The 18,378-nt window shown below is 51.5% G+C and carries 9 protein-coding genes; 6 read left to right on the plus strand and 3 right to left on the minus strand.

Annotation, left to right across the window (positions count from 1 at the left end):
* The first annotated feature begins 95 nt into the window (after positions 1–95).
* The 3 genes from ACTJJS_RS08315 to ACTJJS_RS08325 all read left to right on the plus strand — a co-directional run bounded on the left by ACTJJS_RS08315 (position 96) and on the right by ACTJJS_RS08325 (position 7,336).
* Entirely contained in the window at positions 96–2,375 is a 2,280-nt protein-coding gene (locus tag ACTJJS_RS08315; protein ID WP_440663285.1) for an FAD-dependent oxidoreductase, read from the plus strand.
* A 461-nt stretch (positions 2,376–2,836) separates the two neighbouring features.
* Positions 2,837–5,902 (plus strand): SusC/RagA family TonB-linked outer membrane protein, encoded by a 3,066-nt coding sequence (locus ACTJJS_RS08320; RefSeq protein WP_440663286.1) that lies wholly within the window; start codon positions 2,837–2,839, stop codon positions 5,900–5,902.
* Positions 5,903–5,923: 21 nt separating this feature from the next.
* Positions 5,924–7,336 (plus strand): SusD/RagB family nutrient-binding outer membrane lipoprotein, encoded by a 1,413-nt coding sequence (locus ACTJJS_RS08325; protein WP_440663288.1) that lies wholly within the window; start codon positions 5,924–5,926, stop codon positions 7,334–7,336.
* Between the two features lie 58 nt (positions 7,337–7,394).
* Here the strand turns inward: ACTJJS_RS08325 and ACTJJS_RS08330 are convergent, their stop codons facing one another.
* Together ACTJJS_RS08330 and ACTJJS_RS08335 are read right to left on the minus strand one after the other, a co-directional pair.
* Entirely contained in the window at positions 7,395–10,079 is a 2,685-nt protein-coding gene (locus ACTJJS_RS08330) for a cation-translocating P-type ATPase (protein WP_440663290.1), read from the minus strand.
* A gap of 53 nt (positions 10,080–10,132) precedes the next feature.
* Positions 10,133–10,516 carry a 5-carboxymethyl-2-hydroxymuconate Delta-isomerase gene (locus ACTJJS_RS08335; RefSeq protein ID WP_440663291.1) on the minus strand — a complete coding sequence of 128 codons (384 nt, stop codon included), beginning with the start codon at positions 10,514–10,516 and terminating at the stop codon, positions 10,133–10,135.
* 99 nt (positions 10,517–10,615) lie between these two features.
* On the opposite strand from ACTJJS_RS08335, the gene ACTJJS_RS08340 reads away from it, so the two are divergent.
* Positions 10,616–11,890, plus strand: coding sequence for an outer membrane protein assembly factor BamB family protein (locus tag ACTJJS_RS08340; protein ID WP_440663292.1), 1,275 nt, complete (start codon positions 10,616–10,618; stop codon positions 11,888–11,890).
* Between the two features lie 45 nt (positions 11,891–11,935).
* Here the strand turns inward: ACTJJS_RS08340 and ACTJJS_RS08345 are convergent, their stop codons facing one another.
* Positions 11,936–13,429, minus strand: coding sequence for a T9SS type A sorting domain-containing protein (locus tag ACTJJS_RS08345; protein ID WP_440663293.1), 1,494 nt, complete (start codon positions 13,427–13,429; stop codon positions 11,936–11,938).
* Between the two features lie 194 nt (positions 13,430–13,623).
* Between ACTJJS_RS08345 and ACTJJS_RS08350 the strand changes: the two genes are divergently transcribed.
* Both ACTJJS_RS08350 and ACTJJS_RS08355 read left to right on the plus strand, forming a co-directional pair.
* A complete protein-coding gene (locus ACTJJS_RS08350) occupies positions 13,624–15,834 on the plus strand; it encodes a peptidase domain-containing ABC transporter (protein WP_440663295.1) in 2,211 nt (736 codons plus the stop codon).
* 7 nt (positions 15,835–15,841) lie between these two features.
* A complete protein-coding gene (locus ACTJJS_RS08355; protein WP_440663297.1) occupies positions 15,842–18,376 on the plus strand; it encodes a lantibiotic dehydratase in 2,535 nt (844 codons plus the stop codon).
* Positions 18,377–18,378: the final 2 nt, after the last annotated feature.

Raw genomic sequence — 18,378 nt, forward strand, 5'->3', positions numbered from 1 at the left:
TGTTCCCGTTATTTTTTGTGACCGTAACGTTTGCCGTTGCTGGGCACGGGTTGTTAATTTGACTTGCACACTACTAAAACTATAACTGAAGAATCATGATTACATCCGGAACAACAGGAGACCGTGCTTTCCCGACAGTGGACATTAACGCAGACCTGGTGATCACAGGTGGCGGACTGTCCGGCGTATGCGGCGCCATTACCGCTGCCCGGCAGGGACTGAAAGTGGTGCTGGTGCAAGACCGCCCCGTGCTGGGCGGCAACGCAAGCAGTGAAGTCCGTTTATGGATACTGGGTGCCACTTCCCATATGGGCAACAACAATCGCTGGGCCCGTGAAGGCGGACTGGTAAATGAAATACTCGTGGAGAACACTTTCCGTAACCCGGAAGGCAATCCGGTTATTTTTGATATGGTCCTGCTGGACAAAGTCACACAGGAACCCAATATTACCCTGTTGCTGAATACTGCCGTTTATGCAACGGAGAAAAAGGACGAAGTCACCATCGGTGCGCTGAAGGCCTTTTGCAGCCAAAATCAAACTACCTATAACTTAACGGCCCCCTTGTTTTGCGATGCCTCCGGCGACGGTGTGGTTGGCTTCCTGGCTGGCGCTGCTTTCCGCATGGGCGCCGAAAGCCGGGACGAATTCGGGGAGATGTTTGCGCCTTCCGCCGAATACGGTGAACTGCTGGGACACTCCCTTTATTTCTACAGTAAAGACACTGGTCGGCCGGTGAAGTACACCCCGCCTGCTTTTGCGCTGAAAGACATTACCACCATACCTCGTTTTAAATCCTTCAACGCCGGCGATTTCGGCTGTAAGCTGTGGTGGATAGAATATGGCGGACGGCTGGACACTGTACATGACACGGAAAAAATCAAATGGGAATTATGGAAGGTGATATACGGCGTGTGGGACTATATCAAAAATTCCGGCAACTTCCCGGAAGCCGAGACACTTACCCTGGAATGGGTGGGTATGATACCAGGCAAAAGAGAGAGCCGCCGTTTTGAAGGTGACTATATGATGGTGCAACAGGACATCATAGCACAACGCAGGCATACAGACGCAGTGGCCTTCGGTGGCTGGTCCGTGGACCTGCACCCCGCGGATGGTGTTTTCAGTGAGAAGCCCGGCTGTAACCAGTGGCACAGCAAAGGCATTTACCAGATACCTTACCGCAGTCTCTATAGCCGCAACATCCGTAACCTGTTCCTCGGTGGCCGCATCATCAGCGCTTCCCATGTGGCCTTTGCCTCCACCCGTGTGATGGCCACGGCAGCCTATGCCACACAGGCCGCAGCCATGGCGGCAGTTATCTGCAAAGAGCAGCAGGTATTGCCGGGTGATATTTTTCATAAAGGACTGGTACCGCTTTTGCAAAAACGATTGCAGCAAACAGGCCAGCATATACCCGGGCTGCAGCTACGGGATACCGACGACCTGGTGCAAGCCGCCACTATTAGTGCTTCCAGTGAACTGGTGTTTACCGGTTTTCCCGGGACATCCTTCGTACAGCCATTACAGTTATCTGTGGCGCAGCTGCTGCCTTTACCGAAAGGCGACATCGGCCCGATAGTGTTTCATGCTGATGCTACCGAAGATACCACACTGGAAGTGGAGCTGCGTATCACCAGCAGGAGTGGTAATCATACACCGGACGTGACTTTGGAGAAACAGGTTATTGCACTGCATCCGGGAAGGAACTGTGTGCGGTTGTTGTTCAGCACTGTGCTGGAAAACGATGGTTACGCGTTTATCATCTTCCATAAAAATCCGTTGGTACAGCTACATCGTACCACCAAAAGGCTTACCGGCGTGTTGTCTGTTTTTAATACTGTCAACAAAGCGGTTTCCAACTACGGTAAACAAACGCCGCCCGAAGATATTGGCATGGAGGCATTTGAATTCTGGTGCCCGCAGCGCCGTCCGGAAGGGCATAATATTGATCTGAAATATGAAGCCGGAATTCCGCTTTTTCAGGCAGAGAATATCCGCAACGGAACAGACAGGCCTGTCAGCAGCCCCAATGCCTGGGTGGCCGATTGGACAGACCCTGCGCCGCAGCTCACGTTACGCTGGGACGCTCCGGTGACCATCAGCCGTATCGACCTTTTCTTTGACGCAGACTATGACCATCCGATGGAATCGGTGCTGATGACACATCCTGAAACGGTGATGCCTTTCTGCGTGCGCAGCTACCGGATAAAAAATGCCGCAGGTCTTTTGCTGGCCGAGGTGACCGGCAATTATCAAACGCATAACCAGCTACAGTTACAACAGCCGCTCACTACTGATCAGCTGATACTGGAAATAGACCATCCTTCCGCCGACGTCCCGGCTGCTGTATTTGCAGTACGCTGCTATGCCTGAACGTTAACAACATCTTAGCCCCGGGGCTAAGATGTTGTCTTATTTTGCTGTAGCTAGAATAGTTAGTCCTGTCTTTTTATTCCTGTAACCCTTTCCTGTATTGCTTTTGAGAGATATCTGCTGTTTGCGGGATTTTTTCAGCCAAGTTAATTTTAGTAAAGAACTGGTTAAATATAATGTAATCACCTACCCCGATGTGACCTAATTTCAACCCATCATCAGGAAACTGAAAAATATAGTTATTGCGCCGAGAGGATATCAACCACAAAACAGGTGGCAGTATAAAACTGTGCCGGTAATTTTTTGATCGCTTTAAAAGAACACAACAAGGTGTGCTGTTAATGACGGCACGCGGTAATTCACGTATACAAAAAACAGATCTATAGTAGCTGTCTCAATGAAATCGCTTACAAGCACCGGCGGATATATGGCCGGCTGATCATTCTATCAATATAACACTTATGAAAAGACAATTTTTGATAGCAGTCCTGCTGCTATTGGCGCTATCCGTTGCCTATGCGCAAGCCCCGGTCATATCGGGCAAAATTACCAGTAAGGACGGGGCGCCGGTGCCGGGCGCTTCTGTCCGCGTTAAAGGCGTCAATACCGGTGCAGCAGCTACAGCAGATGGTTCCTTCCACATCACCGCCAAAGAAGGCGATGTGCTGCTGGTGACAGCCATTGGTTACAGCACTGCCGAGATCAAAGTGGAAAAAAACGCGGTGATCAATATCACACTGGATGAAAACTCCCGTCAGATCAACGAAGTACTGGTGACAGCGTTGGGCATTAAACGTGATAAGCGGATGCTCACCTACAGCGTTGAAGAAGTAAAAGGCGCCGCGCTGGTAGACGCCAAACAGGACAACGTAGTGAGCGCCCTCGCCGGTAAGGTTTCCGGCGTGCAGGTCACGAGCTCCAGCGGTGTGCCGGGCAGCTCTGCCAGGATCGTGATACGCGGGGCTACTTCGCTGGTGGGCAACAACCAGGCGTTGTTTGTGATTGACGGGGTACCGATGGACAACAGCGAAGCGGGCAACCCTAACGGGTCCATGTATTCTGGCGGTACAGTAAACCGTGGCGGTGATATCGATCCTAATATCATCGAAAGCATGACCGTGCTGAAAGGAGCCGCTGCTACCGCGTTGTACGGTTCTGCCGCCGCCAGGGGCGCGGTATTGATCACTACCAAAAATGGCAGCGGAAAAGGCCAGCAGGGAAAACCCAACCTGACTTTCAGCAGCAGCTATTCCTTCCAGAATCCTATCCTGCCGAAGTTCCAGGACAAATACGCACAAGGCAATAACGGCAAATACAGCGATGGTAACGCCGGCGTGCTGAACTCCTCCTCCTGGGGACCGGCTATTGACACCCTGAAAGTAAACGGCGCGCCGGTGAAAAAACATGACCCTGCAAAAGAGTTTTTCAGGACCGGTCATACCTCTGATAACAATATTAACGTGTCCGGCTATACGGACCGTTCCAACTATATGGTGTCCTATTCTTACCTGAAGACCAACGGCACCATACCCAATACGGATTACAGCCGTCATTCGCTGTTTGTGAAATATGGCGTGAAACTGCTGGACAACCTGCAACTTTCCACCCAGTTCAACTATATCCAGTCAGACAACCATCGTTATCTGGAAGGCAACAACTTCGTGAATCCGTTGTGGACCGTATACGGCGCGCCCATTTCCTGGGACCCGTTCCCGACTGTGAACGAAGACGGTTCGCAGCGTTTATACCGCGGCTCGCGCAACAACCCTTACTGGATACTGGACAATACCGGCCTGCGCGATCGTAACAATCGCATCATCCCCGTGGTTACCCTCAGCTACACGCCGCTGTCATGGCTTACCGTGACAGAACGGATAGGCGCCGATATGTATGTGACCACTACCGATTACCACGAGGCGCCCGGCGCCATCGGATGGGGCAACAACGGCAGCACGCCCGTTAACGGCCAGATGTACAAACGCGATATCAAAAGCCAGCAGCTGAACCATGACCTGATGGTGGAGGCTAAGAAGGAGTTTAACAATGGCCTGTTCGCCAGCCTGTTGCTGGGTAACAACATCCTGGTCAACTACAACGATAATAATTATGTGCAGGGCGTGGGCATCTCCGTGGAGAAGCTGTATAACATCACCAACTTTGCAGAGGTGACTTCCGCCTATAACTACTACCGCACACGGAAGGTAGGCTTTTATGCACAGGCCAACCTGGAATATAAACGGATGCTGACCCTCGCGCTCACCGGTCGTTATGACGGCAGTTCCGTGCTGTCTAAAGACAATCAGTTTTACCCTTACGGATCGGCCAGCGTAGGCTTCGTATTTACAGAACCGCTGAAAATGGCAGATAATCCCGTTTTTAATTTCGGTAAAGTAAGAGTGTCCTATTCCGCCGTAGGTAACGATAACGTAGGTCCTTACGCCCTCAGCAATCCCTATTACAGGGCTTCTCCGGGTGCTAACTTCCCGTTCTTCGGACAGAACGGCTATACGCTTACCAGCACCTACGGTTTCCCGCTGCGCAACGAAAAGCTGAAAGAATTTGAAGTGGGACTGGAGACCAAATTTTTCCGTAACAGGGCGTCGCTGGAAGTGTCTTACTTCGATAAAAAGAGCACTGACCTGTTAACGCCGGGTTCTCCTGTTTCGCCCGCCACCGGCTTCACCGGCGCCTCCCTGAATGCAGGCGCTATGCAGAACAAAGGAGTAGAGGTAACACTGGGCATCACGCCGGTTAAAACCGCTAACCTTACCTGGAACATCAACGTCAACTATACAAAAATTACCAACAAGGTGCTTAGTCTTGCCGACGGTGTGAACTACATTCAGTTTGCCGGCTTCACCAGCCCTGGCATATTTGCCTATGCCAACCAGCCTTACGGTGTGATTTATGGCAACTACTACCTGCGTAATGAAAACCATCAGCTGATCATTGATGATAATGGATATCCTATTATCAGCACAGACCTCGGCCCGATTGGCAATGCCACACCGAAATGGCTGGGCGGCGTTTCCAGCTCCCTGAACTACAAAGGCCTTACTTTTTCCTTTGTACTGGACCATCGCCATGGTGGTGACGTGATCAACCTCGACAATTCCTATCTCTATTTTTATGGCACCGCCAAAGCGACGGAAAACCGCGGCGAAACAGTTGTATTGCCAGGTGTAAAACAATCTGACGGCAAACCGAACGACGTCGCCATTAAACTGGATGAAACCTACTACAGGAACTCATACTCCAAAGTGAGCGAAAGCAGTGTGGAAGACGGTTCATTCCTGAAGCTGCGCCAGGTGTCCCTGAGCTATGACCTTGCAGCTTCACTGCTGAAGAACAAAGGTTTCCGTTCACTGGTGTTATCTGTTACCGGCACCAACTTCATCCTGCATAAAAACTATACCGGCTCTGACCCGGAAGTGAGCCTCGACGGTGCCGGCAACGGTCAGGGTTTCTCCAATTTCAACGTGCCTTCCAACCGCAGTGTGGTGGTAGGTTTGAAAGTGTCCTTTTAATGAATATTTAAAGCTAGCTACATGAAAATAATTAGAACACTCGCCTTTATGGGTTGCGCAGTGCTCCTGACCACCGGGTGTAAAAAATTCCTGGATATCAACAATGATCCGAACAACCCGCTGACGGTAAATGAATCGTTGATGTTGTCACCGGTGGAAGTAGCCACCGCCAGCATGGTAATGGGCGGCGCCGGTAACTCCAGCACCGAAGTCATCTCCTACTGGATGCAGCACCTGTCATTAAACCAGCAATCGCCCAACCTGGAGTCTTATTTTATGACCAGTGTGGATGTAAATAATGCCTGGAGTTATACGCTGTACACGACCATCTTCCAGAACCTGCAGGTGATGAACAACCAGGCTACTGCCGCGAAACGTTATCAGTACGTGGCTATCGGAAAAACCCTGTTTGCCTACAATCTGGCCATCACCACCGACTTATGGAATAACATTCCGTATTCCGAGGCATTCAAAATGCCACAGGTGACCAAGCCTAAATACGACAGCCAGGAATCGATATACAATGTTATCCAGCAGATGCTGGACAGCGCCTTGTATTACATGGACCAGCCGGCGAGCAAGATCGCTCCGGGTGAAGATGATTTCATTTACCAGGGTGATATGGACCAGTGGAGAAAGTTGGTGTACACCCTCAAGGCCCGCTATTATCTGCGGCTGACAAAAGCCCCGGGGCATACCGCCGCCCAACAGGCGGATAACGCTCTCGCCGCGCTGGCGAAAGGTTTTGGCGGTAATGTTGATAATGCTGCGGTGCCTTATCCCGGTACCGGCAACACGTCCAATCCATGGTATGCTATTACCAGGGCTGCTTCCGGCGGCGTGGTACTGGGACAATCATTTGTGGATTCCCTGAAGATCCGCAAGGACCCGAGGTTACCGATCATTGCCACTAAAAACAGCAACGGTGAGTATGTAGGCCGTAATGTAAACGACGCCCCGGCATCCGACCTGAAAACGTTGTCCACTATCAACAGTTTTTACGCCGGCGCTACAGCGAAACTGTTTCTGATGACATATAGCGAAGCATTGTTCCTGAAAGCGGAAGCCACGTTTATCAAACAGGGCGCTGCTGCTGCGGAACCTGTCTACCGGGATGCCATTGCCGCGCATATGTCTATGCTGGGCGTAGAGCCTGCGGCGCAGCAGACATACATCGCTTCAAGGCCGGCGCTCGATGCCGCCAATGCGATACAGCAGATTATCACTGAAAAGTACATAGCTGATTTCCTGTCGCCGGAAGCATACAACGACTGGCGGCGTACCGGGTATCCACAGCTGAAGCCTTATACCGGCAGCACTTCAAAGGGTATTCCCAGAAGATGGCCGTACCCGGCAGTAGAAGAACTGACCAATCCTCAACCAGATCAAAAGGCAACCATCAACGATCGTGTCTGGTGGGATACGAATAACTAGAAGGAAAAATGGACAAGGCCGGCTGTTTAGCCGGCCTTTTTTATCAGGGAAATACGAATTATAATATCCAGCGCATCCATTTTACCCATTGTATGAGCGCCAGTGAACATAGTGACGCCATCACGATAACTGTCCAGTCTGCCCAGCTTAACAGGGATATGTTCAGCGCTTTTCTGAAGATCGGTACCTGCCAGGAAGCCAGGCAGAGAGCAAGACAGCATATAATAGCCATCCATACGTATTTGTTGGTCACCACCGGTGATTTGAAAAATCCGGTATGCCTGTCAAATGACATGTTTAATACATGGAAAACCTGAGAGAAGGCCAGGGTATAAAAGAGTACGTTATTAGCATGTTGCGGAGTACGGGGAATACCGGTGGGTAACAGATAGTGGCTGATATAAACAGCACTGATAGTTGACAGGGTGAGAATAGCTGCATAGGTAAAAATGGCGACCCATCTTTTTTTGTCAACAATAGCCACCTGGGAAGCGTAAGGTCTTTGTTGCATGATATGAGGGGATGCTTTCGTCAGGCTAAGTGCCATGGCGGGCAATACATCTGTGATCAGGTTGATGAAGAGTATTTGCAGCGGGAAGAGTTGAAATGGAAGGTCCAATAATGAAGCGGTGGCGATGATCACCAGTTCACTCAGGTTACCAGACAACAGATAGATAACGAAGCGGCGGATATTGCTGAAAATGGTCCTTCCCTGCCTGACGGCGCTTACAATGGAAGGAAAGGCATCATCTGTCAAAATCATGTCTGCTGTTTCCTGGGCGACTTGTGTGCCTCGCTGCCCCATGGCGATGCCTATATCGGCTTTTTTTAGTGCAGGAGCATCGTTGACGCCGTCTCCGGTCATGCCGACGATCAGTTGTTGATCCTGGTACAGACGGACTAAATCCATTTTTTGTTCCGGTGTTACACGGGCGAAGATAGAAGCGTTCAGCCATTTTTCTTTTTCGGTGTCGGTAAGGTCAGAATATGGTTTCATTGCATTGCCATGAATGAGGTCTGGTTCTCCGTTTGCCAGTCCCAGTTGCCGTGCCACTTCGCGCGCAGTGGCGGGGTGGTCGCCGGTGACCATGACTATCCTGATGCCTGCTGACCGGCATTCGCTGATGGCAGGAACCACATCCTGCCGTATTGGATCTGAGAATCCCACGATACCGGTTAATGTAAGGTCCCGGAAGTAATCTGTTTCGGGTCCGTGACTTTCCCTGAAGGCGAATGCCAGCGTACGTAATCCGGAAGCAGCCATTTTTTCAGCTGCCTCTAACCATTTGTCTTTTAGCGCAGGGATAAGTTCCGCTGACGTCTCATTTTCCAAAACGTGCGTGCAACGGGTGAGTAATGTTTCCAGCGCTCCTTTGGCGGCGATATAATATCCTCCTTCTTTTTGGTGAAGGGTGGCCATTACGCGGAGGTCTGAAGAAAACGGGATCTCATGGATCCTGGGATATTGAAGGCGGCTGCTCCGGAAATCAAAACCTGAAGAAGATGCCATTCTGAGTAAGCTGATTTCAAGTGGATCACCGGTTGATGTATCGTCCTCATCATCCATGGATGCGGTGTTGCAAATTACTGCTGTCCGCCGGAGATGCAAGTAGGCGGGATGTTTTACCAACAGGGCTTGTTGATTGATACTGACGGGGGGCATGCCCGGCAGTTGTATACAGGTGACTTCCAGTTTGTTTATTGTAAGCGTACCGGTTTTGTCAGTACAGATGACATTGGTACTTCCCAGTGTTTCCACTACAGAAAGCCGCTTTACCAAAACATGATGCCTTGCCATACGCAGCATGCCAAATGCCAGCGCCAGTGTAGCCACCACAGGGAGGCCTTCAGGGATTGCTGCCACTGATAAGGCAATAGCTGTTTGTAAAATTTTAAGTAGCGGTTGTCCGCGAAGCCATCCGGTTAAAAAGATGAATGTTATTAACACGAGGGTGACCAGGATCAGCTTTTTGCTGAAGGCCTGTAATTTTTTTTCAAGGGGTGAAGCAACAGGTTGTGCCTGCCGTACCATACCGGCAATGCTACCCAGTTCAGTGGCCATGCCCGTGTGTACTACCAGGCCATAGCCGTTTCCCCGTGTTACAAAGCTGCCTTTAAAAAGCATGTTGGTACGTTCGGCGAGCAGGGTATTGGGAGGGAGTATATCAGTCTGTTTTTCCACCGGCATAGACTCACCGGTGAGTGACGATTCATTGGCCTGTAACTGAAAACAACTGATCAGCCTCAGATCGGCACCTACAATATCCCCTCCTTCCAAAAACAGGATGTCGCCTAGTACGACCTCTTCCGCAGGCAGGGAGACGAGATGGGCGTTTCTCAGCACCCTGATATGTACTATGTTCATTCTTCGCAAGGCATGCATGGCTTTTGAGGCCTGGAACTCCATGGCGAAGCCGATCGTAGCATTGAGCAGCAATACCAGCATTATCGCAAATCCGTCCAGCCATTCCCGGAAAAAAAATGAAAAAGCGGTGGCCAGTGCCAGCAGTAAAGCAAAAGGACTGATAAACTGACTAAAGAAAATCGTCAACACATGGTCGCCCCGGCCAGTATCGATAGTATTATATCCATTTGCGGCAAGACGTTTGGCAGCTTCTGCCGTGGACAATCCACAGGCAGCATCGCTCCGCAGCTGTGCCAGCAGCTGCGGAGCAGTGGAAGCCCATGGGGTTTTTATTTCTTCAGGGGCCGTCATTTGATAAACAACGCGAATAAGCAGCATAAGCTTACGCTGCTTTGCAGGCCACAAATTTCAGACCGAAGCATTGTTACTGTCTATCTCCCGAAAAACCGGTCCCCGGTTGTGTTGTGCGGATCAATCAGCGATCTGTTGCTGTAGGTGGCCCGCTCAAATTCATCTATGTTGACAGACAGAAACGACACGTCCGGCAGCAAGGGGGCCAGCTGGCTGGTGATCGTCCTGGAAAGACCGGCCTGTTCTGCGGTGGTGCGTCCGCCCATGATGCTGCCAAAGATGTGCAGGAAGCTGTCTTTGCCTGTTCCCAATTGATAAAGTTCGTAGGGCCGTAACCGTACCTTGATATCATTTTCAGCGAAAAGACCTGTTGATTCCGCCGCTTTGTAAACGGTGTCCATGATAACTTCCGCAGGTTGCATGTCCAGTACGTTTTGGGAACATTCTATCACAAAATGTGGCATATGAAGCATGGTTTGGTGATCTTCAAATTTAACAGTAAGCCTTTAATTGACGGATTTTATTATTTTAAATGCCAAACGTTATAAACAACCTACAACCTCATGAAATATTGTTTAACAGCTTTTCTGCTGATGATGGTAAGTCATACCATGCTTGCCCAGCATCAATTTGGCGCTTCCCGCCAGCTTTTTAAGGTAGATGATAAGGTTTTTTCCACCCCTGCTGTCTATGGTGAATCGATACTTGTAGCTGGTATGAACGGTCGTCTGTACGCGGTCAACAAGAAGACGGGCGCCGTAAAATGGACAGCTGCGGTAAAGAAGGGTATTGCTACGGGGCTGGCCATATCCGGCAACACGGTCTTTGCCGGCAGTTATGACGGTCATTATTACGCTTTTGACGCCCGTAACGGAAAGCAGGTCTGGAAATTCCGCACCGGTGGCGAACGCATGATCGGCGCCAAAGGACTGTGGGAAATGAAGCCCGATACCATGTATATGGAAGACCAGTATGATCTTTATCTGTCTTCCCCCGCTACAGACGAAACGGCTGTTTACTTTGGCAGCAGTGACAGCTGCATCTACGCCCTTGATAAAAATAGCGGTAAGCTGCGCTGGAAATTCCGTACCAACGGACCGGTACATGGCGGCGCCGCCTGTTCACAGGGCATTGTGCTGGCAGGCAGCTGGGATACCTACGTATATGCATTGGAGGTAGCTTCGGGCAAACTGCTGTGGAAATTCAAAACAATGGAAGACGGGAAGTACCATCATGTGCTGGAAGGCATACAGGCCGCGCCAGTGGTGGCCGGCAATACAGTATATATCGGCGCCAGGGACGCCCGGTTGTATGCGCTGGACCTTCACACCGGCAGCAAACAGTGGGAGTACAGCGCCGGTGACGCCTGGATAGTAGGAGCAGCAGCAGTAGCTAACGGGCACGTATATGTGGGCACGTCCGACAGTTACCTGATGGTGGGCCTGGATGCCGCCACCGGAAAAGAACTGCATCGCCACAAAGGCGGCGGTTACGTTTTCGGGGCACCGGCGTTGTCAGGCACAGCACTGTGCTACGGCGATTTCACAGGCCGGCTGTTCCTGGTAAACAGAGACCATCCGCAACAGATAGATAGTTTTGATACGCCGGGCCGGAAACAACTGGCAGCGCAGCACCTGGACAGCATGGGCCGTATCCGCTTCCGCCATCTGGCCGCAGGCGCTGACCCGGCGTTATTTTCCACCACGGTGGCGGTGATGGACAAGTTGTATCAGCTGGAACCTTTTGCGACCACGCCTGTCATAGAAAATAACATCGTATATGCAGTAACGGCTACTGGCCGGTTGTACGCCATAGAGCTAACCCAAAAAGAAAAATAGCTGGTTAAAATAACGGGGGACGCCTTTGGGGCGCCCCCGCTGTTGTTATCTTGAAAGCACTATTTTATAAGTCTGGACTGCCTGTTCCCTTGTGGTCAGGGTGATGATATAAACCCCGTTTGGCAGGGATGACGGCAATTCAATATTCCTGACGTTGATGCGTGTCCGGTATACTTCCGTGCCTGAAGCATTTTTTACAGAGACGTCCATGTCATTTACGGCTATGTCTTCTCCGATACTGATTCTGCCTGTGGTAGGGTTGGGATAAAGGCGCAGGTTTTTCTTTTCCTGCTGCATTTCAGCGGGCTGTCCTAACCGGGCGTTATCAACAGACATAAGCGATGCTACACACCTTAAGCAGTTATCATAATACCAGCTTCTGATAGTACGGAAAGACTGCACTTTCTTATAGGCGATCATCTCATCCAGCTGTACCTGGTTCAGTGAAACTTTTATATGACCGTCCGGCGGTGGTACCTGACGCGGTTCCAGGGGGACAGGCACTTCTGTTCCGTTGATAAATAAGCGCAGCTGGTTGCCTGCCGTAGTACTGGTAGTGACCACATACAGATTAGACCTCCCGATGTTGGTGAGCGGTGCGGTTTTACAACCGACGCCCGGTTTGCAGGCGGTAATGGAGTCGGCGGTGACAGTAAACATCAGCGGCGGTATTTCTATATGAAGCCTGGGAGGCACGGTGCAGTAGGCCTGACTGTCAATACGGGCCCAGAATCCGACGGTGGCCGTGTCGCCGAGGCTCCAGGTATTTTGTGTACGTGACAAAGTATTTTCGAGACAGGGCAAAAAACTGAGTGCCTGCCTGCCGCATACCATATGGTCTTTGTACACCGGTATTAACGTGCTTGTCAGGTCCTGGCCGGAAATCAGTTCGTTGGTATTTCCGTCGAAAGAGTAGTACAGTATTTCGCCGGCGAAGTGAGGAACGTCGCAAAGAGAGAAATCACCGTAGGTCTGATCGGTGTAGTAGATCCGCAGTTCATCGTTGATGTCAACCAGTCCGCCGTTCAATGTTATCCTGACACGGTCATAGGGTTTTGAGGTGATAAATTCAAGCTCTCCCTGTGTGGAGTCTTCCCATATCTTCAGCATCTGGGCATCTACGGGCCTGAGGTCATTATTGGAGGTGTCGCCGGAGAGGGTTTCTATGTACAATTGGCCCAGCAGGCGAACAGAAAGCCGTGTGTGCCCGGTACCTATTTTAACCGTGAGTTTAGTGAACCGGTCAATGGTGCGGTGCTGGAATATCAGCGTTTGTTGCAGGCTGCCCAATACAGCAATTCCCATTTTAAAGGCCGAATAATCCTGCGTGTTGTTGCCCACGGCTCCCTGCGGGTCCTCTATCATGCATCCCAGGCAAATACCTGACACCTGGTGTGTTTCACTGACGGCAAATTCGCGGTAAACAGGAATAGTTGGCTGGGAGCGGGCGTCTGACCAGGCAAAACAGCATATAAAGAGAAATTGACAGAAGATCAACGCCCACGGGCGGCTATAGCAGGGTAGAGGATAGTTCTTCATATGTATTTTGAGGGTATGGTTTAGCGTATCTTCCCCTGAATTTACCAAATAACACAGACATTTCACCGCATTCCTGCCAGGCGGTAAACCTTGTCTTTATTGAAATGCGCCGGTTGTGACTCACGACCGGCGTTTTTTATTTGTCTTATTTTGAAACATTGTTGCAATTATTGTCTATCTTTAAATTTGCAACAATGTTTCAAAAAGTGTTTAAGAAAGATGATTTCCCTTTTTACCGGCAGTCGGATGCCATGGACTGCGGCCCTGCCTGTCTGAAGATGATAGCGGCCCGTCACGGCCGCGTATACCCGTTGCAGTACCTCCGCCATGCCTGCCGCATATCGCGGCAGGGCGTCACTTTTGCGGACATGATGGCTGCAGCGGAGCAGCTGGGGTTGAAGACATTGCCGGCGGAGTTACCTTTTACGGTATTGGCGAAAAAAGCGCCGCTGCCCTGTATCCTGCACTGGAACAAACAACATTTTGTGGTGCTGTACCGTATCACGGAGACGGCTGTATATATCGCAGACCCGGCGCTGGGGCGGCAAAGCCGTTACTCGCTGCCGGAATTCATGGCGGCCTGGCAATCAGACGCCGGCACCGGTTATGGCCGCGCGCTTTTCCTGGAACCAACACCGGCATTTTATACAGCGCCGCCGGTAGAGGAAACAAAAGCGTCGTTACGTTCTCTCTGGCCCTATCTGCAATTGCACCGTAAGAACCTATTACCGGTATTGCTGACATTACTGCTGGCCAGTGGCTTTGCTGTGCTCACGCCGCTGCTGACACAGGCCATCGTAGACAAGGGTATCCGTAATCAGCAGATATCACTGATACTATTGATCTGTACCGGCCAGCTGGCGCTGTTCCTGGGCCGTATGCTGGCGGAATTTGTCCGCGCGAGGCTGCTGCTGCGGATAGGCGCCCGGGTTAGCACGGCCATGCTGAAAGACTTCCTGCATAAGCTCCTGCGCTTGCCGCTCTCTTTTTTCGATAACCGCCAGGCAGGAGATAACATGCAACGGGTGACAGACAACCAGCGGGTGGAAGACTTTCTGACGGTATCACTGGTGGGCTTTGCCTTGTCAGTGGTAACGATACTGGTGCTGGGCAGCATGTTGCTCTATTATCACTGGCAGGTGTTTGCCTTGTTTATGCTGGGCGGCGCGGCAGGCATATTATGGAACCATGCCTTCCGCGGGCGGCGCGGGCGGCTGGACCAGAAACGCTTTGGCATATTGGCGGCCAACCAGGACATACTGCTGGAAATGTTTGGCGCCATGCAGGAGATAAAACTTACCGGCAGCGAGGCCAAAAAAACGGGGCAGTGGGAGGATATCCAGGAACAGGCCATTGCCGTAAAGCTGGAAAGCCTGCGGCTGGACCAGCTGGTGCAAGGCGTGTCGTTGTTCATCAACGAAACACGCAACGTACTGGTGACCTGCTTTGCGGCTGTGCTGGTAGTCAACGGTCAACTGACGCTGGGGGCCATGCTGGCGGTAACCTATACCTGTGGCCAGCTGAGCGCACCGGTATCGCAGCTTACGGATTTTATCCGCGCCATGCAGAACACCCGCTTCAGCCTCCGTCGGATGGCGGAAGTACACCACGAAGCGGAAGAAGATACGCCGCAGTTAAAACAGCTTCCTTCCGCCGATATAACAGGAAAGGATATACGCCTGCATAACCTCTCTTTCCGTTATGGTCACCGGCATTCTCCCTGGGTGCTGCGTAACATCAGTTTGTTGGTCCCTGCCGGTAAAGTGACCGCCATTGTAGGCATGAGCGGCAGTGGTAAAACCACGCTGCTGAAACTGCTGCTGAAATTCTATTCTCCACAGGAAGGAGCGATACTCCTGGGAGATGAACCGCTGGAAGAGCTCTCCGCCCGCTCCTGGCGCAGGCACTGCGGCGTGGTGATGCAGGACGGCCACGTGTTCCGCGATACGATTGCCGGCAACATCTTCGCGGGTGATACGAAAAAAGACTATGAGCGGCTATACGAAGCATGCCGCATGGCCTGCATACACGACTTCTTCGCATCGCTGCCTTTTGGCTATGAAACAATGATCGGGAAAGACGGCTATGGCCTCAGTGAAGGACAAACACAACGCCTCCTGCTGGCACGGCTTATCTACCGCAATCCTTCCATCGTGCTCCTGGACGAAGCCACCAACTCCCTCGATGCGCACAACGAGCGTGCTATCCTCCGTAACCTGGAGCAGTTCCTCGCCGGCAAGACCGTCATAGTGGTGGCGCATCGCCTGAGCACCGTTAAACATGCCGACCAGATACTGGTGATGGACAAAGGCGCTATCGTGGAAAGCGGCACCCACGCCGGACTGTCAGCCAGCGGCGGGGCCTATTATCAATTGGTAAAAAACCAGCTGGAGCTGGGAAAATAAACGTTACATGACACTGAAACTTTTTCCTCACGCACTGGTCCGTTATGCCGGGATTGCATTCCCCTCGTTAAAAGCTATGGAACTAACGGAGGTGAATACACGTCTATCTGCTGCCATGACACTGGAGCAGGATTTCCGGCAGTATCAGTCACACCTGTGTGAACTGCTGTACACTGCCATACAGGCTGCCGCAGATGATAATGCCCGTCAACTGCTGCTGCGATGGAAACGTGCCGTCTACAACGGCCGTAAGCCACCGGAAGAAATGCCGGCGGACTCACAAGCGCCGCTGCAGCACTATTGCCAGTTACTGCATCAGCGGCAACAGCAGCACGCGGACTGGCAGGTACATTATCATGCGCAACTGCAACAACACCGGCGGCAACTACAGGCCTGGTCTCGGGAGGAGGCGCTGAGGAAAGGCGTGTTACTTTCAAGCCCGGTGCTGTATGCGCAGCTGAACAATTTTGCTGCCGCCGACCCTGCGGCCTTCAGGGCCAGGGAACTGAAAAATGAATATAGCCTGCTCCGTTATATCACCCGCATGGCGGCTAAAACATCTCCTTTCAGTACGTTTACCTATACCGGCATTGCCACGTTGCAGCAGTCGCCCGCCACTTTGCCGGATACCGTGATCAGCAGCATCCGGCTCAATAACAGTTTATTCACCTACCTGCGCAGCCTGCTGGTACATCATCCGGTGCTCAACGAGGTCATGGAGGTGAAACTGAACGATACTGCCACGGTGAACGAAACAGACCTGCATTTCCTCGTGAATTATTTTAACGTGGAGGCGTTTCAAAGCCTGCCTGCCCGCAGTGTGGCCCTGTGGCTGTTTCACCGGCTGGAAGGCCCCTGTCGGCTGGCTACCCTTATCGACACGCTCGCCACGGAAATGCCCGGCACCGCACGTGGCCAGATCAAGGATTTCCTGCTGAAGCTATCTGCCAGCGGGCTGTTAGAGCTGGGCATCGGTTGCTCCGGTATTGATCCCGAATGGGACCATGCATGCATTAATTTCCTGGCAAATAGTCCGCAACAACATGCGTCTGTCGATGCATTACAGGAGCTGCTAAGATCATTGCAAGCCAGCCGGCACAGCTATGCGGCTGCCAACGCGGCCGGCCGTGCACAATTGCTGGATACCACCGCCACCATGCTCAATACGGTACTGGAACGGTTGAAAGATGAGGCAGCACTGCCCGGCGAAGCTACCATGCCTTCAACTGCTACCGCCTTTGCTGTTCATCATTTTACGCCCAGAAGTTTTCAGCCGTCTGATATTTTTTATGAAGACACGTGTACCAGGCAGACAGCTGTCTTACCTGCCGACGCGGAAACACTGACGGCAAAGGCCGAACGGCTATGTGCGTTGTTGGCGCCTTTTGACCTGCTGCAGGAAGAAAGAAACCGCATGTGTGATTTTTTCCTGCAACAGTATGATACAGCGCAACAAGTGCCGGTGACAAACTTTTATCAGGCTTATTATCTACACGTAAAAAAGGAGCAACCCAATACCGGCAGGATAACGGTCATGGATATACCGGAAACAATACAGCTCTCTGTAGGTAAAGAACAGATTGACATTGCCGGCCAGACTATAGACAGTACTGTGCCCGTAGCCCGTGGCATGTTTGTGCAATTTTTCTGTCCGGATGATGCCTCCCCGTTGATGGGCGTGGTAAATGCCTTGTTACCGGGCATGGGCAAAGTGGCCGGTCGTTTTTTGCATCTCTTCGGTCCCATTGCCACCGCGGATTTTAAAGCATGGAATACGGCATTACATCCCGGGCATATGATGCTGGAACTGAACGATGGTTCTGTTTTTAACGCCAATATACACCCGCCGCTGCTGCACCACGAAATCACCATACCCGGCGGCAGCAACAATTATCCCGCAGAAAAGCGTGTATCCCTGAAGGATATCATTGTGCGGTATGAGCCTGCATCAGCACAGTTGGAACTAAGGCATGCCATCACCGGAAAACCGGTGTACGCATTTGACTTATGCCTGGAATCTTTCTACAACCGGTCACATTTTTACCGGCTGCTGGCGCATTTTAATCCGGAACCAAGAGTGCCGCTTCGGAGTTTTATTGCGGCGGCAGACCGGCAATATACTTCGTTGTCCGGCGCAGCAGGCCCGGTACAGCTGCTGCCGCGTATCGTTTTCGAAGACCGGTTGGTATTGAGAAGAAAAGGCTGGTTGATCACTAAAACCGTCATTCCGGTCCAGGACAATACAGAAACGGAAGCAGACTATTTCCTCCGTTTGCAATGCTGGCTGGTAGCGCAACAGCTGCCGCAGCAGGTGTTTGTTTTCCTGAAATCGCCATATATACCGGCTACAGCCACCAAAGGACAACTGCAACGGGATGATTATAAACCACAATATATCAGTTTCGCGCAGCCCTTGTTGGTGACTGTTTTTAGGAAGATGCTTTCGCGGGCAGGCGAATACCTCTACCTGGAAGAAGTACTCCCGGATGCTTCCCAAAGCGGTACGGTAACAGAACATATGCTTCACTGGTATAAATACTAACT

It is taken from the genome of Chitinophaga sp. 22308, from assembly GCF_052045305.1.
Classification (GTDB): domain Bacteria; phylum Bacteroidota; class Bacteroidia; order Chitinophagales; family Chitinophagaceae; genus Chitinophaga; species Chitinophaga varians_A.

What these genes read in the sequence shown, in the direction of transcription:
- ACTJJS_RS08340 (WP_440663292.1), top strand. Translation starts at nt 10,616, where the DNA reads ATGAAATATTGTTTAACAGCTTTTCTGCTGATGATGGTAAGTCATACC.
- ACTJJS_RS08320 (WP_440663286.1), top strand. Translation starts at nt 2,837, where the DNA reads ATGAAAAGACAATTTTTGATAGCAGTCCTGCTGCTATTGGCGCTATCC.
- ACTJJS_RS08345 (WP_440663293.1), bottom strand. Translation starts at nt 13,429, where the DNA reads ATGAAGAACTATCCTCTACCCTGCTATAGCCGCCCGTGGGCGTTGATC.
- ACTJJS_RS08350 (WP_440663295.1), top strand. Translation starts at nt 13,624, where the DNA reads ATGTTTCAAAAAGTGTTTAAGAAAGATGATTTCCCTTTTTACCGGCAG.
- ACTJJS_RS08315 (WP_440663285.1), top strand. Translation starts at nt 96, where the DNA reads ATGATTACATCCGGAACAACAGGAGACCGTGCTTTCCCGACAGTGGAC.
- ACTJJS_RS08325 (WP_440663288.1), top strand. Translation starts at nt 5,924, where the DNA reads ATGAAAATAATTAGAACACTCGCCTTTATGGGTTGCGCAGTGCTCCTG.
- ACTJJS_RS08330 (WP_440663290.1), bottom strand. Translation starts at nt 10,079, where the DNA reads ATGCTGCTTATTCGCGTTGTTTATCAAATGACGGCCCCTGAAGAAATA.
- ACTJJS_RS08335 (WP_440663291.1), bottom strand. Translation starts at nt 10,516, where the DNA reads ATGCCACATTTTGTGATAGAATGTTCCCAAAACGTACTGGACATGCAA.
- ACTJJS_RS08355 (WP_440663297.1), top strand. Translation starts at nt 15,842, where the DNA reads ATGACACTGAAACTTTTTCCTCACGCACTGGTCCGTTATGCCGGGATT.